The following is a 20,687-nucleotide window of genomic DNA, read 5'->3' as shown; positions in this document are numbered from 1 at the left end:
GCTCCGCGCGTGGCACCCGCTAACCGAGGGCGCGGGCGAGCGCCAGCAGCTTGCCCACCGTGTTCCAGTTGCGTGCCGTCGCGGGCACGCCGAGGGCGCGTTCCAGCGCCGCGTTGGTGACCTTCGACGTGCCCTGCCCGGTGGCATAGTGGATGTAGAGGTCGCGGCCGCGGAGATGGAGCCGTTCCTTGTTGACCTTGACCGCCGCCAGACGTTCGGCGGCGCCTTCCGTCGGATCGTCGGCGGCGAAGGCGACGATGAGATGACTGGGGTCGCTCTTTTCTTCCGGCTTGAACGGGTTGTGCTGCATGGTCGCGGCGATCTCGTCGGCGGTGCGCACCACGATCGCCGGGCGGAACTTGTGGCTCTTCTCGATGGCATCGGCGAGCTTCTTGGCCACGGCCTTGTCGGCGCCGGTGGCGCGGAAGGCGACGTTGCCGCTCTGGAGCAGCGTCGTGACGTCGCGGAAGCCGGCCTTCTCGCAGATGGATTTCAAATCCGCCATGCGGATGATGCCGGTGCCTCCGACGTTGACGGCGCGGAGCAGCGCGACGTAGCCGTTCATCGCTTGCCGATCCAGGCGACCAGGCGCTCGGTCGCGGTGCGGACCTGGCCGGCGTCGCGCGCGAAGCAGAGGCGGAAGTAGCCCTTGCCGGCGGCGCCGAAGGCGGAGCCCGGCGCGACGCCGACGTTCGCCTCATCGACCAGGCGGAAGGCGACCTTGCGGTCGTCCGGTTCGCCGTCGATGGCGGCGAACAGATAAAAGGCGCCCGGCGGATCGGCGAAGCGGACGCGGCCGGTGGAGCGGAGGCCATCGACGACGATGTCCCGGCCGGCGCGGGCGCGCTCGACCTGACGGTCGACGAAGCCGTCGCCGTCGTTCATCGCGACGATCGCGGCGCGCTGCAGGAAGGCGGCAACGCCGGAGGACGAGTACTGGACGAGATCCTCGATGGTGTCGCCGAGCGCCTTCGGCGCGGACAGCCAGCCGACGCGCCAGCCGGTCATCGCCCAGTTCTTGGAGAAGGTGTTGACGTAGAAGATGCGGTCGTCGTCATCGGCGATGTCGTAGAACGAAGGCGATCGGCGGCCGGCGTAGAAGAAGCGGTGGTAGACTTCGTCGGCGATGATCCAGATGCCGCGCTGGCGCGCAAATTCGAGGATGGCGCGGAGCTCGTCCAGTGTCGCGGTCCAGCCGGTCGGGTTCGACGGCGAGTTGACCACGATGGCTTTCGTGCGCGGCGTGGCGGCGGCGAACAGGCGGTCGAGATCGAGCGTCCAGCCGGCGTTGCCGAGGCTCATCGGCACCTCGACGGCGCGGGCGCCGCTGATGCCGATGGCGCCGTCGAAATTCGGCCAGCCGGGCGTCGGCACCAGCACCTCGTCACCGACGCCGGCGGCCATGCGGGTGGCGATCTGGATGGCGTGCATGCCGCCGATGGTGACGAAGAAACGCTCCGGGTCGAACGGGCGCCCATAAATGCGGCCGTGGTAGTGGGCGATGGCGGCGCGCAAGTCCGGCAGGCCGCGCTGGTAGGTGTAGAAGGTTTCGCCGGCGGCCAGCGATTTTGCCGCGGCATCGGCGATGAAGGCGGGCGTCGGCAGATCGCCCTCGCCCACCCACAGCGCGATCAGGCCCTCGCGCGTGCGGCCGTAGTTGAAGACTTCGACGATGCCGCTATGCGGCGCGTCGCGGGCTTCCGGGCGGAGGGCGGCGAGGAGATCGTTCGAGGGCATACGCTAACACTCGCGAGGCAAAACAAACTCCGCTCATCCCCGCGAAAGCGGGGACCCAGGTCGGGCGCACATAAGCACACCGGCAAGGCCAGCCCAACTCGCGCGGTATTGCAATTAGGTCCTGGGTCCCTGCTTTCGCTGAGACGAGCGGAGGAAGGGGCGGCGTACGGCCCGCTACGCGCGCTTGGCGAGCAGGTCGCGGATCTGGGTGAGCAGTTCCTCTTCCTTGGTCGGCGGCGGCGGGACGGCCGGGGCCGGCTGCGGCTGGCGCTTCATGCGGTTCATCGCCTTCACCACCATGAACAGCACCCAGGCGACGATGATAAAGTTGATCGCCAGCGTGATGAAGTGGCCGTAGGCGAGCGTGGCGCCGTTCTTCTGCGCCTCGGCGAGCGTCGCGGCCGGCGCGCCGGCGAGCTGGATGTACATGTTGGAGAAGTCGATGCCGCCCGTGATCAGGCCGACGATCGGCAGGATGATGTCCGCCACGATCGACTGCACGAGGCCGCCGAAGGCCGCGCCGATGATCACGCCGATGGCGAGATCGACCACGTTGCCCTTCAGCGCGAATTCGCGGAATTCCTTGAGCATGGTTTCCTCCAGTTGCATCCCCGCCCCCAGGGACCACTCCCGGTCCTAGCGCCCGGTTGACCCGGTGGCAAACCGACCGCATGGTTCGCCACGGTTTCCGCGGGAATCGCCAAGCGGCTGCCTCCTTCGCCGACGAAGAAAAGGCGGGCGGCGCCGGCGATTCGCGGGCGGCATAAGGGACGGACAGGGTGCGCGATTCCAGCGAGGCGGCGTGGTGGCGGCTGACGTGGCGGCTGGCGGCGGCCGTGACCGGCGGCGGCGCCGTGCTGGCGATCGTCGCGACGTCGCTTGAGGCGGATGCCGCCGGTCCGCAATTTTTCGGCCTGCCCCTCGCGGAATTCTTCGGGCTGATCGTCGTGCCGCTGATCCTGATGGCGGCGGCGTTCGTCTTCGCCGGCCGGCAGCGGGCGCTCGACCGGCGCTTCGACGTGGCGGAGGACTAGGCGCGCGTGGCGTCCCGCTCGTCCTACGGCCGGCCGGCGGCGCTTTTCGCCGCGGCGTTCGTGCTGCTGCTGGTGGTGCTGACGCTGCTCGATCATTTCGGGCTGCCGGCGGGCGTGCTGTCGACGACGCTGGCCGCCGCGGTGCTGATCGCGGTCGCCGCGCTCGGCGTCAACGGCAGCACGATGCAGGCATCGGAATTCTATCTCGCCGGCCGCGCGCTGACGCCCGGGCAGAACGGCATGGCGACCGCGGCCGCCGCGGTCTCGGCCTTCGTGTTCCTCGGATTTGGCGGCGCGTTCTATGCCAGCGGCGCCGACGCCGCGGCGCTGGTCATCGGCCTGGCGCTCGGCCTGCTCATCCTCACGATCGGGATCGCACCGTATTTCCGCAAGTCTTCCGCGTTCGGGGTTGCGGATTTTCTGGGACTCCGTTTCGGCGGGCGCGCAGTGCGCGCGGTTGCCGCCGCGGTCGTTGTGCCGGCGCTGTTCATCGGGCTGGTCTCAGCGCTTGCCGCGGCGGCGTTTCTGGCGGCGCTGATGCTGGGCGTCGGCGACGGCACGGCGCTCACGTTTGTCGTCGCGGTCGTGCTGGTGGCGACCGCGCTCGGCGGCCTGCGCGCCGTGACGCGGACGGCGATGGTGGAATACGTGGTGCTGGCTATCGGCATCGTCGCGCCAGTGGCGGTGGTCTCCCTGCGGGAATATTCGCTGCCGATCCCGCCGCTCGCCTTCGGCAATGCCGTCAGGGAGGCGGCGCTGCTGGTGACCGCCAGCGGGCACGACCTCGCGGCGGCGTTCGCCGGCGGCTTCGCGCCCTTAGGCGACAACGTGTTTGCCGAGATGGTGGTGCTGGCGACCGGCGTCGCCGCCCTGCCCCACCTGCTGATGCGGAGCGCGGCGGTGCGCGGGCCGGACCGGGCGCGGCGGTCGGGAGCGTGGGCGCTCGCGGGCGTGCTGCTGGTGGCGCTGATGGCGCCGGCGTACGCGGCGTTCTCGCGGCTGGTGATCCTGCGCGAGCTGGTCGATGGGCCGATCGAGACGTTGCCGGACTGGGTGTTCACGTTCGGCAATCTCGGGCTGGTGCGGCTTTGCGGCGTCGCGGCGACCACGGTCGACGTCGTGCTCGGCGCCTGCGCGGCGCGGCCGGGATTCACCGGCAACCTCAACGCCGGCGATCTGGCGCTGAGCACCGACGCGGTGGTGCTCGCGGGGCCGGCGATATTCGGACTGCCATATGTCGCCTCGGCGCTGGTCGGGGTCGGGGCGCTGGCGGCGAGCCTCGCGGCGGCGAAGGCGATGGCGTTCGCGCTTGCCTCCACCATCGGGCACGACCTCTACGCCGGCGCGCTCGACGCGCATGCCTCCGCCGGGCGGCAGTTGATCGTGACGCGGCTATCGGCGGCGGTCGGCGTCGGGCTCGCGGCGTGGTGCGCGGCGGGCGCCGGGAGCGCCGCCTTCGGCATCGCGCCGATCGCCATCGCGCTCTCCGCCGGTGGACTTTTCCCGGCACTGATCCTCGCCATCTGGTGGCGCCGGGCGAATGTCGCCGGCGCCATCGCCGGCATCGCGGCGGGCGGGCTGCTCACCGCGACGCTGATTGCCGAGCATCGCTTCCCCGGCTTCCTGCCGTTCGGCCGCCTCGGGTTCGACGATCTCACCGCCGGCGTCATCGGCATGCCGTTCGGATTTCTCGCGGCGGTTGCCGCCACTCTCGCCACCGATCCGCCATCGGAGGAGCGCCTGGTGTTCATCGACGCCATGCGCCGCCCGGGCGGCACCCCCTTCGTGCAGGAAACCGAAAGCCTATGAGCGACGCGCGCCGCACTCTCTTCCCCGCCATCGAGCCTTACGCCGAGCACCGGCTCAAGGTCTCCGACCTGCACGAGATATACGTCGCCGAGTACGGCAACCCGCGCGGCAAGCCGGCGGTGATGATCCACGGCGGGCCGGGCGCCGGCACCAACCCGACGATGCCGCGCTTTCACGATCCCGACGTCTACCGCATCATCCTTTTCGACCAGCGCGGCTGCGGGCGCTCGACGCCCTATGCGGAACTGCGCGAGAACACGACGTGGGACCTGGTCGCCGACATGGAGCGGATACGCGCGCATCTCGGCATCGACCGCTGGCAACTGCTCGGCGGCTCATGGGGATCGACGCTCGGCCTCGCCTATGCCGAGACGCATCCTCAGCGCGTCAGCGAATTGATCCTCCGCGGTATCTTCACCGTGCAGCGGAGCGAGCTGCTCTGGTTCTATCAGGAGGGCGCATCGCACCTGCAGCCGGAGGCCTTCGAGGTCTATCGCAACGTCATCCCGGAGTCCGAGCGCGGCGACCTTATCGCGGCGTTCCACAAACGGGTGACGAGCGACAATCCGAAGGTGCAGCTCGAAGCGGCGCAGGCGTGGAGCATCTGGGAGGGGACGGCGATCTCGCTGTTGCCCGACCCCGGGCGCGTCGCCGCCTTCGGCGATCCGCAGTACGCGATCGCGTTCGCGCGGATCGAGTGCCACTATTTCCAGAACCGCGGCTTCTTCGAGCGCGACGACCAGTTGCTGCATGACGCGACGCGGCTGAAGGGCATCCCGGGCACGATCGTGCATGGGCGCTACGATCTCTGCACGCCGATCTCGACGGCGTGGGACCTGCACAAGCGGTGGCCGGAGGCGGACTATCGGCCTGTCGCCGACGCCGGGCATGCGATGAGCGAGCCGGGCATCATCGATGAACTGGTCAGTGCGACGGAGAAATATAAAGGGCACTCCGCCCGAGACTAAGCGTCGCGTCCGTGCTTCAGCGTGCGGACGAGATCCAGGAAGCGGCCGAGGGCCTCGTGGACGAAGTTTGGTTTCGGTGGCTCGGTCGCCGCGACGGGAGTCGATGTCACCGGCGGCGTCTTGAGGCTCGCGCTCAGCGCGGCGACCTTCGCGGTCAGCGCCGCGACTTCCGTCGCCAGCGCGTCGAGGCGCGATGACTCGACCGGCAGCGTTTCGCAGCGCCAGATGCCCTTGGTCGGGCGGCAGTGGGAAACCGCGCCGGTGGCCGTGTCGAGGCGGACGACGCCGTCGCGGCTGGCGCTGAGGGCAAAACGGCCCTCGGCCTGAGCAGCAGCGGCGACGAAAACCAGGGCGGCGGCCAACGCGATACGCATGGCCGCAAGACTAGCAGCGGTGGAGCATTCCGCCAATTGCTTGCCGGGCGGGAGGGTCGCCGATAGGTTCGCCCGCGATGGCGACGATCTACAAGATTTGCCCGGCGGCGCTGTGGCGCGAGGCGGTCGCGGCGGACGTCTTCCGCGGCTCGCCGGTCGACCTCGCCGACGGCTTCATCCATTTTTCCACCGCTGCCCAGGTCGCGGAGACGGCGGCGAAGCATTTCGCCGGGCAGGACGATCTGATACTCGCGGCCTTCGACGACGGCGACATCGGCGACGTGCGCTACGAGCCGTCGCGCGGCGGGCAGTTGTTCCCGCATCTTTACGCGCCGCTCGATCCGAAACAGGCGCTGTGGGTGCGGCCGGTGACGATGCGGGCGGACGGCACGCATGTCCTGCCGATCACGCGCCATGATCTATGACCTGATCCGGCCGCTGCTGTTCGCGCTCGATGCCGAGGCGTCGCATCGCGCGGCGATCGCGGCGCTCGCGGCGGGAGTCTATCCCCGCGCGCCGGCGGCCGATGCGCGACTCAAGCGGACGGTGATGGGGATCGAGTTTCCCAATCCGGTCGGGCTGGCGGCGGGGTTCGACAAGCATGGCGAGGTGCCGGATGCGGCGCTGGGACTCGGCTTCGGCTTCGTCGAGGTCGGCAGCGTCACGCCGCGGCCGCAGCCGGGCAACCCGAGGCCGCGCGTGTTTCGCGTCGAGCACGATCGCGCGGTGATCAACCGGCTCGGCTTCAACAGCGAGGGGCATGACGCGGTCTACGCCCGGCTGGCGGCGCGCGAGCGGCGCGGGATTGTTGGCGTCAATCTCGGGACGAACAAGGACAGCACGGATCGCGTCGCGGACTATGTCGCGGGGGTGCGGCGGTTCGCCGACGTCGCCGGTTATCTCGCGATCAACATTTCGTCGCCGAACACGCCGGGCCTGCGCGACCTGCAGGAGAAGGATGCGCTGGCGCGGCTGCTCGACGGGGTTGCCGCGGCGCGGGCGGGATTGGCGAGGCGCGTGCCGATCGTGGTGAAGATCGCGCCGGACCTCGACGACGAGGCGCTCGGAACCATCGCGGAGACGGTGATCGTCGCAGGCATGGACGGGATGATCGTTTCCAACACGACGCTGTCGCGCCTCGGCGTCGGCGACCCGAAACTTGCCGCCGAGTCCGGCGGGCTGTCGGGGCGGCCGCTGTTTGCGCCGTCGAACAAGATGCTGACGCGGCTGCGCGGCATGGTTGGTGACCGGCTGGTGCTGATCGGCACCGGCGGCATCGATTCCACGACGGCGGCGCGGCAGAAGATCGCGGCCGGAGCCGATCTCGTGCAGCTATACACGGGCATGGTCTATGAAGGGCCGACGCTGCCGGCGCGGATCGTCGCCGGGCTTGCGGCGGCTATTCCCTGACGTAGGACGGATGCGCGGCGCTGATTTCGTCGATGTGGGAAAGCGTGCCCGACAGATGAACGCGGAGACTTTCCTGCGCGGCGGCCGGATCGGAGGCGGCGATGCCTTTCACGATCGCGGCGTGGCTCGCCAGGATCTGCTCGATCTTGCCGGGCGACGGCAGGTCGAGCCGGCGGAGGCGGTCGATATGGCCGCTGCGGTCGCGGATAAGCGTCCACAGGTCGGGGACGGCGGCGCTCTCGTAGAGCACGCGGTGGAAGGCGCGGTCGCTCGCTTCGAAGGCGACGAGGTCGGCGCCGTCGTACTGCGCGCGCTGGTCGGCGACGATGGCGTTGAGGCGCTGGACGAACGGCTTGTCGGCGGCGAGCGCGAGCTGGCGCACGATTTCGATCTCGAGCGAGCGGCGCATGAAGTGAGTCTGGATCGCCTGGCGGAGATCGATCGGCGACACGCGCGTCGTCGACTGCGGGAAGATGTCGACCAGCCCCTCGCCCGACAGGCGCATCAGCGCGTCGCGGATCGGCGTCTGGCTGAGGCCGAAGCGCTTGACCAGATCGGTGCGCGACAGCGTCGTGCCGGGCGCGTAGTCGAGCGTGATGATGCGGTCGCGCAACCACTCGTAGACCTGCGGCGCGGCGCGGCGCGAATTGTCGAGCGCGATTTCCCTCAGCGGGACAGTGGCGTCCATGTCTCTCTTTCGCAGAGACTCACAAGGGCCGGCAAGGCGGCACGGTGTCGTCCCGGCTTGAAAGCACAGCGGAAGGATACGGTCCGTTGCACCTGAAACACAAATGTATTAGTGTTTTACACCGAAGCGAAGGCCGGGACAAACGCGGCCGAGGGAGGACGTTGGTGGGATCGCGGGGCCGCGGCGCGGCCTTCTTTTTCATGGGCAGGCGGGCATGAGCGGCGCGCGCAAGACCGCGGCGGAGCTCAGGAGCGCGCGCTGGTTTGCGCCCGACGACCTGCGTTCCTTCGGCCATCGCTCGCGCCTGATGCAGATGGGCTACGACCCGGAAGACTGGGTCGGCAGGCCCGTCATCGGCATCATCAACACGTGGTCCGATCTCCAGCCCTGCCACGCGCATTTCAAGGACCGCGTCGCCGACGTGAAGCGCGGCGTGCTGCAGGCGGGCGGCTTCCCGGTCGAGATGCCGGCGCTGTCGCTGTCGGAAAGCTTCCAGAAGCCGACGACGATGCTCTACCGCAACATGCTCGCCATGGATGCGGAGGAATTGCTGCGCGGGCACCCGATCGACGGCGCGGTGCTGATGGGCGGCTGCGACAAGACCACCCCTGCCCTCCTGATGGGCGCGACCAGCGCCGGCTTCCCGGCGATTTTCCTGCCGGCCGGCCCGATGCTGCGCGGCAACTGGAAGGGCAAGACGCTCGGCTCCGGTTCCGACGCCTGGAAATATTGGGACGAGCGGCGCGCCGGCAACATCTCCGACACCGACTGGTTCGAGATGGAAGCCGGCATCGCGCGGAGCGCCGGCCACTGCATGACGCTCGGCACCGCCAGCACGATGACCGGCATGGCCGAGGCGCTCGGCATGACGCTGCCGGGCGCGTCGTCGATTCCCGCGGTCGATGCCTCGCACATCCGCATGGCGACGGAATGCGGACGGCGGGTCGTCGAGATGGTGTGGGAAGATCTCACGCCGGCGAAGATCCAGACGCGCGAGGCGTTCGAGAATGCGCTGGTCGTCGCCATGGCGATGGGCTGCTCAACCAACGCGATCATTCATCTCATCGCGCAGGCGCGGCGAGCGGGGGTCACGCTCTCGCTCGACGATTTCGAGCGTGTCAGCCGCAAGGTTCCGGTCGTTGCCAACATCCGGCCGAGCGGCGACAAGTACCTGATGGAGGATTTTTACTTCGCCGGTGGACTGCGCGCGCTGATGAAGGAGATCTCCGGTTTCCTGCATCTCGATACGCTCACGGTCAACGGCAGGACGCTCGGCGAGAACATCGCCGACGCGGAGGTGACCAACACCGACGTCATCCGTCCGCTATCCAACCCGGTCTATGCCGAGGGCTCGCTGGCCGTGCTCAAAGGCAACCTCGCGCCGGACGGCTGCGTGATGAAGCCTAGCGCCGCCAACCCGAAGTTCCTGAAGCACACCGGGCCGGCGCTGGTGTTCGACGATTACGGCGCGATGAAGAAGGCGACAGACGACGAGAATCTCGACGTCACCGAGGACACCGTGCTGGTGCTGCGCAACGCCGGGCCGCAGGGCGGGCCGGGCATGCCGGAATGGGGGATGCTGCCGATCCCCAAGAAACTGGTGAAGCAAGGCATCCGCGACATGGTGCGCATCTCGGACGCGCGCATGAGCGGCACCAGCTACGGCGCGTGCGTGCTGCATGTCGCGCCGGAGTCCTACGTCGGCGGCCCGCTGGCGCTGGTGAGGAACGGCGACCGCATCTCGATCGACGTTGCGGCGCGCTCGATCAGCCTCGATGTGCCCGAGGCGGAGCTCGCTGAGCGCCGCGCGGCGCTGGCCAAGCCCCCTGCCCGCTACGAGCGCGGCTACGGCTGGATGTTCACGCGGCATATCCGGCAGGCGAACCAAGGCTGCGACTTCGACTTCCTCGAAACCAGCTTCGGCGCGCCCGTCGGCGAGCCGGCGATCTATTGAGGGCCGGCGATGGCGCTGAAACCCGAAACGCTGGCCAAGCTCAAGACGGTGAGCACGGCGACGCTCACCACAGCGTTGCTCAAGCGCGGGCTGCGCAACCAGTTCATCCAGGACGTTCACCGCATCAATCCCAATGCCGGGCGGATGGCCGGCGAGGCGTTCACGCTCCGCTACATTCCGGCGCGCGAGGACCTCAACCAGCTTGCGGTGTTCCGCGATCCCGAGCATCCGCAGCGCAAGGCCGTCGAGACGTGCCCGCCCGGCGCGGTGTTCGTGATCGATTCGCGGAAGGACGCGCGCGCGGCATCGGCCGGATCGATCCTCGCGGCTCGCCTGATGGTGCGCGGCGCCGCCGGCATCGTCACCGATGGCGGATTGCGCGATTCTCCCGCCATCGAGCGGATGGCATTTCCCGCGTATCACCATCGCGCCTCCGCACCGACGAACCTGACGCTGCATCATGCCATCGACATCAACGTGCCGATCGGCTGCGGCGACGTCGCGGTATTTCCCGGCGATGCCGTGGTCGGCGACAACGAGGGCGTCGTCATCGTGCCGGCGCACCTTGCCGACGAGGTCGCCGACGAGGCGGTCGAGATGACCGTGTTCGAGGATTTCGTGACCGAGGAAGTGATGAAAGGTCGGTCGATCATCGGGCTCTACCCGGCGACGCACGACCAGACGCTCAAGGATTTCGCCACCTGGAGGAAAGCCAACGGGCGGTGAGGTGACGGTTCGTGCGCCGCTGGAGGGCGGCGCGCGATTTCAGGGAGGGCGGATTTTCCGCCAACCGGTGCCGGAACGGCGCCGGCCGTATAACGGGAGGAACGACACATGGATGGACACATTTCACGCCGGAGTCTGCTCGGCGGCGTGGCCTCGGCGGCGACGCTCGCCGCACTCGGCCGGCCGGCATTCGCCGCACTGACACTGCCGACCTCGCCGGTGACGCTCAACTTCGTCGACGTCGCCGGTAACCTCGCGCTGACGCAGAAGGCGATCGAGGCGTATCGCGACAAGAACCCGAAGCTGCTCTCGGCGGTGAACTTCTCGAAGGCGCCGGCGCCGGAACTGCCCGGCAAGATCAAGGCACAGCAGGACGCCAACCACCTCGACATCGACGGCGTGCTGACCGGCATCGACGTGCTCTCGGCCGGCGTCGATCAGGGGCTGTGGATCCCGACGGTGACCGACTACGCCGCCGACCTGCCGAAGCTCGACGACATCTACCTGCCGGGCGCGGTGAAGATGCAGGCGCTGGCGCAGAACCAGGGCATCTGCGTCACCTTCTGCCAGGCCGGGCCGCTGCTCGAATACATGCCGGACGCGGTGGCGACGCCGCCGACGACGCCGCAGGAACTGCTCGACTGGGCGAAGGCCAACCCGAACCGCTTCATCTACGCTCGCCCTGCCAACTCGGGTCCGGGCCGCGTGTTCATGATGGGCCTGCCCTACCTGCTCGGCGACAGCGACCCGAAGGACCCCGAGAAGGGCTGGGACAAGACCTGGGCCTACCTCAAGGAACTCGGCCAGTACGTCGAGTACTATCCGAGCGGCACCGGCGCGGTGTTCAAGGAAGTCGGCGAAGGCTCGCGCGACATGACGCCGACGCAGATGGGCTGGGACATCAACCCGCGCGTCCTCGGCACCGTGCCGAAGGAAGCGAAGACGCAGGCGCTGAAGGGATTCCACTGGATCCTCGACGCGCATTACCTGTGCGTGCCGAAGGGCATTGCGCCGGAGAAGGCGGCGGTCCTGATCGACCTCGCCAAGTACCTGCTGACCCCGGAAGCGCAGGCGACGACCTACGATCTCGGCTACTTCTATCCGGGCCCGGCGGTGAAGGACGTGCCGCTGTCGCTCGCGCCGAAGGAAAGCCAGGATGCGATCAACGAGTTCGGCCGTCCGGAATACGAGGCGCTGATCAACGACAACCCGCAGGAGACGCCGCTGCTGCCGACGCAGCTTGTCTATGCCTTCGGTCGCTGGGACAAGGAAGTCGGCGGCGACAAGGTCAAGAAGTAGCAGCAACGATGCTCACTGCGTCACACGACTTCAAGGTACTGAAACTTGACGGAGTGAGCCGGAACTTCGGCGTGCTCAACGCGCTGAAGGACGTTACGCTCGAGGTCAAGCGGGGCGAGTTCATCGCCCTGCTTGGCCCCTCGGGCTGCGGCAAGTCGACGGCGCTGAACTGCATCGCCGGCCTGCTGGCGCTGACCGGCGGCAGCATCTCGCTCGACGGGGTGCGCATCGACCAGCTCAAGCCGGAGTCGCGCGGCTTCGGCATGGTGTTCCAGAACTACGCGCTCTTCCCGCACATGACGGTGCGGAAAAACATCGGCTTCGGCCTCGCCATGCAGGGCCGGCCGCGGACGGAGATCGAGAAGAAAGTCGATGAGGCGCTGGCGCTGGTGCGCCTGCAGGACCAGGGCGCCAAGCTGCCCGGCGCGCTTTCCGGCGGCCAGCAGCAGCGCGTCGCCATCGCGCGCGCGATCATCATCGAGCCGCCGCTGGTGCTGATGGACGAGCCGCTGTCCAACCTCGATGCCAAGCTCAGGCTCGAAATGCGCGCCGAGATCCGGCGTATCCACAATCTCGTCGGCTCGACCACGATCTACGTCACGCACGACCAGGACGAGGCGCTGTCGCTCGCCGATCGCGTCGTGGTGATGCGCGCCGGTTCGATCCGGCAGGTCGGCACGCCGACCGAGCTCTACGAGGCGCCGGCACATCTCGACGTCGCGGAATTCATGGGCTTCCGCAACCGTCTGTCGGGCAAGCTCGTATCGCGCGACGGCGACCAGGCGACCATCGACGTCGGCGGCGCCAGGGTCAGCGGCATGGTGCGCGAGGCGATCGCGCCCGGTGGCACCGCCGCAATGGCGATCCGGCCCGATGATCTTATCGCCGGCGAAGCGCGGGCCGACGCCATCGCCGCCAAGGTCGAGACCATCGAATATCGCGGGCGGGAATTTGTCGGCACCGCGCGGGCGGGCGACCTCGAACTGGTGTTCCGGTCGGAGCGCCGCGTCGAGCCCGGCACGACCGTGCAGCTCAGCGCCGATCCCGGCCGCGTGCTGGTCTATCCGGCGGACGCATGAACACCACGATCAGCCTTCGCCAGCGGCTGGCGGCGCGCGGCATCGACGGCATCACGCTGCTGCTGGCGCCGGCGGTGGCGTTCGTGCTGGCGCTGTTCGTCTATCCATTCTTCTACGGGCTGATGCTTTCGTTCGCGCCGAAGACGGGAGGCTGGCTCGCCAATTACGCGACGTTTTTCTCCGACTCGTACCTCTACGACACGATCTGGACGACGCTGTGGGTGTCGGTGCCCGTGACGCTGTTCAATCTCGTCATCGCCGTGCCGATCGCGTTCCGCGTGCGGCTGATGAGCAATCCGCGGCTGCTGACCGGCATCCTCGTGCTGCCGATCACGCTGGGCACCGTGCTGGTCGCCGAGGGCCTGCTCAACTATCTCGGGCCGCAGGGCTGGTTCAACCGGACGCTGCTGCTGTTCCACATCATCGATAAGCCGGTGCGGCTGGTGCACAACTACTGGGGCGTGTTCGCCTCGCTGCTGATCACCGGCTTCCCGTTTACGTTCCTGCTGACGCTGTCGTATGTCACCGGCATCGATCCGGCGCTGGAGCAGGCGGCTGCGACGCTCGGCGCGCGGGCCTCGCAGCGCTTCCGCACGATCTTCCTGCCGCTCTTGGCTCCGGGGCTGGCGATCACGTTCTGCCTGTCGTTCGTGCAGGCCTTCTCGGTGTTCCCCTCGGCGGTCGTGCTCGGCGATCCGGCGGGATCGACGCGCGTCATCTCGATCGCGGCGTACCAGGCGGCGTTCGAGCAGTACGACTACCCGATGGCCTCGACCATCGCGATGATCATGGGCTTCACGCAGCTCGCCATCGTCGTGCTGGTGCTGGCGGCGCGCGGCTTCTTCTATCGCGGCGCGACCTCGGGCGGGAAGGGTTGACGCCATGATCCGCGACACGACGATCGGCGCGAAGCTCTGGGCGACGGCGGTGTGGGTCATCGTCGGTTTCTTCCTGCTCAATCTTTTCGCGATGGTCGCGACGGTGATCGTCTCGTCGTTCTCGACACGCTGGCTGCGGAGCTGGCTGCCGTCGGGCCTGACGACCAACTGGTACGCCTCGGCGTGGGCGGAGTTCCAGCTCAACCAGATCCTCGTCGTCACCTTCCAGGTCGCGTTCACCGTCGTGCTGATCTCGGCAATTCTCGGCGTCACCGCCGCCTACGCGCTGGCGCGGCGCGACTTCCCCGGCAAGCCGATCGTGATGCTGCTGTTCCTGCTGCCGCTGATGGTGCCGCCGATCACCTACGGCATTCCGCTGGCGACCGTGCTCTACCAGTCGGGACTCGGCGGGACGTTCTGGGGCGTGGTGCTCGCCAATCTCGTGCCGACGGTGCCGTTCGTCATCCTGATCATGATCCCGTTCATCGAGCAGATCGACCCCAAGATCGAGGCGGCGGCGCGCGTGTTCGGCGCCAATACGTGGAAGCTGTTCTTCTACGTGCTGCTGCCGCTGCTCATGCCCGGCATCCTCGCCTCGCTGCTGATCGTGCTGGTTCGGACGCTGGCGATGTTCGAGCTGACGTTCTTCGTCTCCGGGCCGAGCAGCCAGACGCTGGTCGTCGCGCTCTACTACGCGGTGTTCGCGGCCGGCGTGCGGGCGATCCAGTCGATCGACGCGATGGCCGTCATCTACATGGTGACGACGCTGATCTGGCTGCTGATCGCGCTCCGCTTCATTAACCCGACACAGCTCGTGACGCGGGTGAAGCGCGGCTAGGCCGGCTTCGGCGGCGTCATGTCCTCGGCGGCCGCGAACGCGCCGCCCTGATGCAGGTCGACCACCGGGTTGCCGGTGAGGCCATCGCCCTTCGCCATGATCTCGGCCGCGTAGTCCTCGGACCGATCCTGCGGCTTGTAGCCCAGGCGCTGCGCCGCGGAGGCGTCCCACCACCCGCGGGCGTTGTCGGACATGCCATAGACGATCTCGTAGTGCAGGTTCGGCGTGTCGAGGCCGATGGCGATGAGCTGCACGAAATCGCGCGGCGAGAGCCACACGGCAAGATCGCGCGGGTTCGCCGGCTTGTCGGCGATGTGGCCGATGCGGATGACCAGGCACTCGGCGCCGTACTTGTCGGCGTAGAGGCTGGCGAGGCCCTCGCCGAAGGCTTTGCTGACGCCGTAGCGCGAGTCGGGCCGGACGGTGGCCGTGACCGGGATCGTCTGGTCGCGCGGATAAAAGCCCATGACGTGGTTGCTCGAGGCGAATACGACGCGGCGCACGCCTTCCAGCCGCGCGGCCTCGAACAGATTGCGGGCGCCAACGATGTTGGCGGCGAGGATGGTTTGGAAATCGGACTCCAGCGAGAAGCCGCCGAGGTGGACGATGCCGTCGGTGCCGCGGACGGCCGCGCGCAGCGCGTCGAGGTCGCCGAGGTCGGCGGGCATGTGCTGCTCGGCCGGGTCGTGCGCTATCGGCACGCGATCCGAGACGCGCAGCGCATAGCGCGCGGCGAGCAGCGGACGAATCGTCCGCCCTACCCCGCCGCCGGCGCCCGTCAGGAGTATCCGCTTCATCCGGCCAGCATAGCCGATGAAGCGATGCGGGCTAGGCCGGGCGTTCGCCGATGATGGTGGCGCGGTGCATGACGCGGCGCTCGGGCAGGTAGTCGATGGTGGCGTAGTGCTGCGTCACGCGATTGTCCCACAGGGCGAGGTCGTTCTCGCGCCAGTGGTGGCGGATCTGGAACTCGGGCCGGGTGACGTGCTCGAAGAGATAGGCGAGCACGGCGTCGCTCTCGCCCTTGCCGAGCTCGTTGATGCGCGTGGTGAAGCCGGAGTTGACGAACAGCGCCTTCTTGCCGTTCGCCGGATGGGTGCGCACTACCGGGTGAACGACCGGCGGGTTCTTGGCGCGCGCCTCCTCCCACTTCTTCAGCGCCTCGCCGGTGGCGAAGCGATCGCGCGGGAAGGACTTTTCGAATTCGTGCACCGCGGTGAGGCCGTCGAGCAGCTTCTTGAACGGCGCCGACAGGGCGTCGTAGGCGGCGATGGTCGACAGCCACAGGGTGTCGCCGCCTGCCGGCGGGATCTTCTTGGCGTAGAGCGCGGCGCCCAGCGGCGGCGTCTCTATGAAGGTGACGTCGGTGTGCCAGTTGTCGTTGTCCGGCGCGTTCCTCACGCTGGTGTCCAGAATCAGAATCTCCGGAGTCTCGGGCACATTCGGATAGATCGGGTGGATATGCAGCGGCCCGAAATGCGCGGCGAACGTGCGGTGCGCGGCGGGCGTCAGGTGCTGGTCGGAGAAGAACAGCACGAGGCGGTCGTGGAGGGTTTCCTTCAGCGCCGCCACCGTCTCCTCCGACAGCGGATCGGCAAGGTCGAGGCCGGCGATCTTCGCGCCGATGGCGGGGGTCAGCGGCGTCACCTCGAAGGGCGTATTGCGCAGCGTCATGATCTTTCCTCCTAGAGCTTGCCCTTCCATGGCGTGAGCTTCCGCTCGAGCACGCGCATGGCGAATTCCATCGCGAAGGCGATCACCGCGATGGTGACGATGCCGACGATGACGACGTCGGTGACCAGGAAATTGGACGCGGTCTGGATCATGAAGCCGAGGCCGCGCGTCGCGGCGACCAGCTCCGCCGCGACCAGCGTCGACCAGCCGACGCTGAGGCCGATGCGGGCGCCGACAAGAATCTCGGGCAGCGCGTTGGGCAGGATGACGTCGCGGAGCACCTGCAGGCGATTGGCACCGACGCTGCGCGCCGCGTTGACGCGCTCCACGGGCACGCTGCGGACGCCGCTGGCAGTGGACAGCGCGATCGCCGGCAGGATCGCGAGGAAGATGAGCAGAATCTTGGGCCCCTCGCCGATGCCGAACCAGATGACGACCAGCGGCAGGTACGCGAGCGGCGGGATCGGCCGGTAGGCCTCGATGATCGGATCGAACAGGCCGCGGAGCAGCGGCGACAGGCCCATGCCGATGCCGACCGGGACGCCGACGACGATGGCGAAGGCGAGCGCGGAGAGGACGCGGACGAGACTCGCGGCCGTGTGCTGCAGCAGCGTCGCGTCGGCGAAGCCGCCGGTCAGCGTGGTGACAAAGCGGTGCGCGACGGCGAGCGGCGACGGCAGGAACAGCGCCGGCACGACCTCCAGCGCCGAGGCGAGCGACCAGGCGGCGAGCCAGAACACCGCCGAGCCGAGGAAAAACAGGAGCGCGCGCGGCGGCGCCTTGCGTTTCGCCGTACGGGGCGCCGGGGTCAACGAACTGTGGTCGCGGGCGCCGATGACGAGGACCTCGATCATGCGACCTGCTCGGGCTGCAGCTCGGCGGCGCGGCGGTGCATGAGGGCGCGGAGCTCGGCCTTGACGGCGGTGAAGGCCGGCTCGGCGCGGATGGCGGCGCCGTCTTCGCCGGCGGCGACGCGGGCGGAGAAATCGAGATCGAAGCGGCCGACGATGCGGCCCGGACGCTCGGACAGCACGACGAGATGCGTCGCCAGGAACACCGCCTCCTCGATGTCGTGTGTGATGAGCAGCGCGGTCTTGGCGGAGCCGGCCCAGAGATCGAGCAGCACGCGCTGCATGTCCTCGCGCGTGATCGCATCGAGCGCGCCGAGCGGCTCGTCGAGCAGCAGCACGGCCGGATCGGCGGCGAGCGCGCGGGCGAGGCCAACGCGCTGCTGCATGCCGCCGGACAACGTCCACACCGGATGATCGGCGAATTCGGCGAGGCCGACGCGGAGCAGCAGCGGGATGACCAGTTGGCGGCGGCGCTTGCGGTCGATGCCCTTCACCTTCAGCGGGAAGGCGACGTTGTCGGCGACGTCGAGCCAGGGGAGCAGCGCGTGGCGCTGGAAGACGACGGCGCGCTCGGCGGAGGGCGCGGCGATCGGGCGACCGCGGAAATTTGCCTCGCCGCCCGTCGGACGGATGAAGCCGGCGAAGACGTTGAGCAGCGTGGTCTTGCCGGAGCCGGAGGGACCGAGCACGGCGACAAAGGCGCCCGGCTCGACGCGCAGGTCGATGCCGCGGAGCGCCGGCAGCGCGCCGTTCGCCGCGTCGTACTCGACGCTCAGCGCACGGGCTTCCAGTTCGGCGACGTCGGCCATCCATGCACCTCGCAACAAAACGAGAAGGGGCCCGGTCCGGAAGGGGAGGAAAACCGGACCGAGCCCTTATCGGCGCGCCGCGCTAGTTGGTGGCGGCGGCCTGCTTGACGTAGGCCGGGTTCACGTACGGGCCGTAGTCGGCCAGCACGTCCGGGATCTTGCCCTGCTCCTTGAGGAACTCGGAGGTCGCGACGACCGCCTTGACCGTGTCGCCACCGAGAAGCTGCGGCGAGGCCTGGTCGGCGAGCGTCGGGAAGACGTAGCCGGCGAGCACGACCGGAACGTCCTCAGGCTTGGCGCCCGTGAGGTTCGCGACCTTGTCGATGTTCGACTTGTCGGCGAGCCAGGCGGTCTGGTCCTTGAGGAAGCCGGCGTAGGCGGCGCCGGTCACCTGCGCGAAGGCGGTGACGATCGCCGGGTTCTTGTCGGCGAAGTCCTTGCGGACGATCCAGGCGTCAAAGGTCGGCGCGCCCCAGGTGGCGACGTCCTTCGAGGAAGCCAGCACCTTGCCGGTCGCCTTGATGGCGCCCAGCGCCGGGTCCCAGACGTAGGCGGCATCGATGTCGCCACGCAACCAGGCGGCGGCGATTTCCGGCGGACGCGAATTGACGATCTTCACCTTCGACGGATCGATGTTCCAATGCTCCAGCGCCGCGAGCAGGCTGTAGTGCGTGGTCGAGACGAAGGGCACCGCCACGGTCTTGCCGATCAGGTCTTCCGGCTTCTCGATGCCGGAGCCGTTGCGCACGACCAATTCCTCGGCGTCGCCGATCTGGTCGGCGATGAAGAACGTCTCGATCGGCAGCTTGTTCGAGGCGGCGACCGCCAGCGGGCTGGAGCCGACGAAGCCGATGTCGATCGAGCCGCCGGCAATGGCGGCGATGACGTCGGCGCCGGAGTCGAACTTCTTCCATTCGGCGGCGCGGCCGAAGGCCTTCTCATAGAGGCCGTCGGCCTGGGCGACCTTGGCCGGGTCGATCGTCGTCTGGTAAGCGATGCGGATGGCGTCCTCGGCGTGGCCGGCGACGGCACCGCCGAGCAAGGTTGCGGCGCCGAGTGCGGCCGCGAGCAATGTCTTCTTCATCGTCGTCTCCACGGTTGATTAGTCGGATCAGCGATCCGTGACGCCAGCAAAGCGGGAGACGGAGGTAAACTCTACTAATGTTATAGTCTTTTATCGCGCGGGCGGAGAAAGCTCTTCTCCGGATCGGCGCGGCGCTAGAACGCGGAGCGGACGCGGATGCTCTGACGCCACAACAGCGTCAGGCCGCGGGTCAGCAGAAAGACCAGCAGCGCGATCCACCAGCCGACGATGCCCAGCCATAGCGCAAGCGTCGCGCCAATGACGAGGTAGATGACCACCGCAAACAGCATCGCGTTGCGCATATCGACCGACCAGGTGGCGCCAATGAAGACGCCGTCCATCTGATAGGCGAGCGTGCCGAAGAGCGGAAAGAGCGCGGCCCAGATGAGGACGCCGCGGGCGGCGGCGCGGACCGGCTCGCTGGTGGTCATGAGATCGATGACATGGCCGCCGGCCAGCAGCAGGACCAGCGTCAGCGTCGCCCCGACGACGTAGCCCCACAGAATCGCGAGGCGCACGGCACGATCGAAGGCCGGCCGATGGCGCGCTCCGATCGCCCGGCCTGTCAGTTGCTCCGCGGCCGCCGCGAGGCCGTCCAGGGAATAGGCGGCGAGGATGATGAGATTCATCAGGAGTTCGTTGGCGGCGAGGATCACGTCGCCGGCAGCGGCGCTGCGGGCCGTGAACACTGCGAAGGCGAAAAGCAGCGCAAACGACCGGATGAGGATGTCGCGGTTCAGCGCAATCAGGCGGACGAAGGCGGCGCGGCTCAGTATCGCGGCGCGATCGGGAAGCGCGGTGCGATCGACAAGGCGGTAGACCACGATGAAACCGACGAGCGCTGCCGACGTTTCCGCCGTGAAGCCGGCCCAGGCGGCGCCGGCAACGCCAAGACCGTAGAAATGGACCAGCAGAACGGCGAGCGCGATGTTGACGCCGTTCAGCACGAGCTGGAGGAACAGGCCGTAGCCGGCGCGGCCGAGGCCGATCAGCCAGCCGAGGATGACGTAGTTGGCGAGCATCATCGGCGCGCAGAGCACGCGGATGTCCCAGTAGGTGCGGGTGGCGGCCTGCACGGCGTCGCTGCCGCCGATCAGATGCTGCGCCAGTGCCAGGATCGGCGCGTGCAGGACAAGAATCACGATGCCGATGACCAGCGCCAGCAGCAGCGCGCGGGCAAGCGTTGCCGTCATCTCGCGCTTGTCGCCGGCGCCCAGCGCCTGCGCGACCAGCCCGGTGGTGCCGGCGCGCAGGAAGTTGAACGAGAGGAAGACGATGTCGAAGATCAGGCCGCCGATCGAGACGCCGCCAACCAGCGCCGGATCGCCAAGCTGGCCGATAACGCCGAGGCTGATGACGCCGACCAGCGGCGTCGTCAGATAGGCGAGCGTCATCGGCGCGGCGATGGCGAAGACGCCGCGGTGCGTGACCTCGAAGGCATTGGCAGGCTCGGCCACCGGACCGCCCTCCCCGGC

The 20,687-nt window shown here is 68.4% G+C and carries 22 protein-coding genes; 11 read left to right on the top strand and 11 right to left on the bottom strand.

From position 1 onward, the window contains the following. Nucleotides 1–19 precede the first annotated feature (19 nt). The 3 genes from WDM94_05105 to mscL form a co-directional block, all read right to left on the bottom strand. A complete protein-coding gene (locus WDM94_05105; GenBank protein MEJ0012006.1) occupies nt 20–565 on the bottom strand; it encodes a DUF1697 domain-containing protein in 546 nt (181 codons plus the stop codon). Further along, on the bottom strand, nt 562–1,737 hold the full coding sequence (locus WDM94_05100; GenBank protein ID MEJ0012005.1) for a pyridoxal phosphate-dependent aminotransferase: 1,176 nt from the start codon (nt 1,735–1,737) through the stop codon (nt 562–564). Before WDM94_05100 ends, WDM94_05105 begins: the two co-directional genes overlap by 4 nt. Before the next feature lie 174 nt (nt 1,738–1,911). Then, nucleotides 1,912–2,328 (bottom strand): large conductance mechanosensitive channel protein MscL, encoded by a 417-nt coding sequence (gene mscL, locus WDM94_05095; protein ID MEJ0012004.1) that lies wholly within the window; start codon nt 2,326–2,328, stop codon nt 1,912–1,914. A 188-nt stretch (nt 2,329–2,516) separates the two neighbouring features. Here mscL and WDM94_05090 point away from each other — a divergent pair, with 188 nt between their 5' ends. From WDM94_05090 to pip, 3 genes are read left to right on the top strand one after another with little or no spacing between them, the layout of a single operon-like run. After that, nucleotides 2,517–2,771, top strand: a complete 255-nt coding sequence (locus WDM94_05090) for a DUF4212 domain-containing protein (protein MEJ0012003.1) — start codon at nt 2,517–2,519, stop codon at nt 2,769–2,771. Between the two features lie 6 nt (nt 2,772–2,777). Then, nucleotides 2,778–4,580 carry a hypothetical protein gene (locus WDM94_05085; protein ID MEJ0012002.1) on the top strand — a complete coding sequence of 601 codons (1,803 nt, stop codon included), beginning with the start codon at nt 2,778–2,780 and terminating at the stop codon, nt 4,578–4,580. Next, nucleotides 4,577–5,548 carry a prolyl aminopeptidase gene (gene pip / locus WDM94_05080; GenBank protein MEJ0012001.1) on the top strand — a complete coding sequence of 324 codons (972 nt, stop codon included), beginning with the start codon at nt 4,577–4,579 and terminating at the stop codon, nt 5,546–5,548. The genes WDM94_05085 and pip overlap by 4 nt, the downstream gene beginning before the upstream one ends. Here the strand turns inward: pip and WDM94_05075 are convergent. Next, the gene (locus tag WDM94_05075) at nt 5,545–5,922 is read right to left on the bottom strand and encodes a hypothetical protein (GenBank protein ID MEJ0012000.1); all 378 of its coding nucleotides are present in this window, start codon (nt 5,920–5,922) and stop codon (nt 5,545–5,547) included. The genes pip and WDM94_05075 overlap by 4 nt on opposite strands. 77 nt (nt 5,923–5,999) lie before the next feature. Between WDM94_05075 and WDM94_05070 the strand changes: the two genes are divergently transcribed. Both WDM94_05070 and WDM94_05065 read left to right on the top strand, forming a co-directional pair. Further along, complete coding sequence (locus WDM94_05070; GenBank protein MEJ0011999.1) at nt 6,000–6,347, top strand: DUF952 domain-containing protein; 348 nt, start codon at nt 6,000–6,002, stop codon at nt 6,345–6,347. Continuing rightward, nucleotides 6,337–7,332 carry a quinone-dependent dihydroorotate dehydrogenase gene (locus tag WDM94_05065; GenBank protein ID MEJ0011998.1) on the top strand — a complete coding sequence of 332 codons (996 nt, stop codon included), beginning with the start codon at nt 6,337–6,339 and terminating at the stop codon, nt 7,330–7,332. The genes WDM94_05070 and WDM94_05065 overlap by 11 nt, the downstream gene beginning before the upstream one ends. On the opposite strand, the gene WDM94_05060 is transcribed toward WDM94_05065, so the two are convergent. Then, nucleotides 7,322–8,020, bottom strand: a complete 699-nt coding sequence (locus tag WDM94_05060; GenBank protein ID MEJ0011997.1) for a GntR family transcriptional regulator — start codon at nt 8,018–8,020, stop codon at nt 7,322–7,324. The two genes, WDM94_05065 and WDM94_05060, sit on opposite strands and share 11 nt — an antisense overlap. Nucleotides 8,021–8,234: 214 nt before the next feature. On the opposite strand from WDM94_05060, the gene araD reads away from it, so the two are divergent. From araD to WDM94_05030, 6 genes are all read left to right on the top strand, one after another. After that, complete coding sequence (gene araD / locus WDM94_05055) at nt 8,235–9,974, top strand: L-arabinonate dehydratase (protein ID MEJ0011996.1); 1,740 nt, start codon at nt 8,235–8,237, stop codon at nt 9,972–9,974. A 9-nt stretch (nt 9,975–9,983) separates the two neighbouring features. After that, on the top strand, nt 9,984–10,700 hold the full coding sequence (locus WDM94_05050; GenBank protein MEJ0011995.1) for a ribonuclease activity regulator RraA: 717 nt from the start codon (nt 9,984–9,986) through the stop codon (nt 10,698–10,700). A 108-nt stretch (nt 10,701–10,808) separates the two neighbouring features. Continuing rightward, the gene (locus WDM94_05045; GenBank protein MEJ0011994.1) at nt 10,809–11,999 is read left to right on the top strand and encodes an extracellular solute-binding protein; all 1,191 of its coding nucleotides are present in this window, start codon (nt 10,809–10,811) and stop codon (nt 11,997–11,999) included. Between the two features lie 8 nt (nt 12,000–12,007). Beyond that, nucleotides 12,008–13,078, top strand: a complete 1,071-nt coding sequence (locus tag WDM94_05040) for an ABC transporter ATP-binding protein (protein ID MEJ0011993.1) — start codon at nt 12,008–12,010, stop codon at nt 13,076–13,078. Further along, nucleotides 13,075–13,956 (top strand): sugar ABC transporter permease, encoded by an 882-nt coding sequence (locus WDM94_05035; protein ID MEJ0011992.1) that lies wholly within the window; start codon nt 13,075–13,077, stop codon nt 13,954–13,956. The genes WDM94_05040 and WDM94_05035 overlap by 4 nt, the downstream gene beginning before the upstream one ends. Before the next feature lie 4 nt (nt 13,957–13,960). Next, a complete protein-coding gene (locus WDM94_05030; GenBank protein ID MEJ0011991.1) occupies nt 13,961–14,794 on the top strand; it encodes an ABC transporter permease in 834 nt (277 codons plus the stop codon). Here the strand turns inward: WDM94_05030 and WDM94_05025 are convergent. The 6 genes from WDM94_05025 to WDM94_05000 all read right to left on the bottom strand — a co-directional run bounded on the left by WDM94_05025 (nt 14,791) and on the right by WDM94_05000 (nt 20,669). Next, nucleotides 14,791–15,591 (bottom strand): NAD(P)-dependent oxidoreductase, encoded by an 801-nt coding sequence (locus tag WDM94_05025; protein ID MEJ0011990.1) that lies wholly within the window; start codon nt 15,589–15,591, stop codon nt 14,791–14,793. The two genes, WDM94_05030 and WDM94_05025, sit on opposite strands and share 4 nt — an antisense overlap. Nucleotides 15,592–15,622: 31 nt before the next feature. Next, complete coding sequence (gene tauD, locus WDM94_05020; protein MEJ0011989.1) at nt 15,623–16,468, bottom strand: taurine dioxygenase; 846 nt, start codon at nt 16,466–16,468, stop codon at nt 15,623–15,625. Nucleotides 16,469–16,479: 11 nt separating this feature from the next. Continuing rightward, nucleotides 16,480–17,322 carry an ABC transporter permease subunit gene (locus WDM94_05015; GenBank protein MEJ0011988.1) on the bottom strand — a complete coding sequence of 281 codons (843 nt, stop codon included), beginning with the start codon at nt 17,320–17,322 and terminating at the stop codon, nt 16,480–16,482. Beyond that, the gene (locus WDM94_05010; GenBank protein ID MEJ0011987.1) at nt 17,319–18,128 is read right to left on the bottom strand and encodes an ABC transporter ATP-binding protein; all 810 of its coding nucleotides are present in this window, start codon (nt 18,126–18,128) and stop codon (nt 17,319–17,321) included. The genes WDM94_05015 and WDM94_05010 overlap by 4 nt, the downstream gene beginning before the upstream one ends. A gap of 82 nt (nt 18,129–18,210) precedes the next feature. Beyond that, on the bottom strand, nt 18,211–19,212 hold the full coding sequence (gene tauA, locus WDM94_05005; GenBank protein ID MEJ0011986.1) for a taurine ABC transporter substrate-binding protein: 1,002 nt from the start codon (nt 19,210–19,212) through the stop codon (nt 18,211–18,213). A 134-nt stretch (nt 19,213–19,346) separates the two neighbouring features. Continuing rightward, nucleotides 19,347–20,669 (bottom strand): MATE family efflux transporter, encoded by a 1,323-nt coding sequence (locus WDM94_05000; protein ID MEJ0011985.1) that lies wholly within the window; start codon nt 20,667–20,669, stop codon nt 19,347–19,349. Between the last annotated feature and the right edge of the window lie 18 nt (nt 20,670–20,687).

The sequence above is a fragment of the Bauldia sp. genome, from assembly GCA_037200845.1.
Classification (GTDB): domain Bacteria; phylum Pseudomonadota; class Alphaproteobacteria; order Rhizobiales; family Kaistiaceae; genus DASZQY01.
This window is presented reverse-complemented; position numbering and strand designations above follow the sequence as displayed.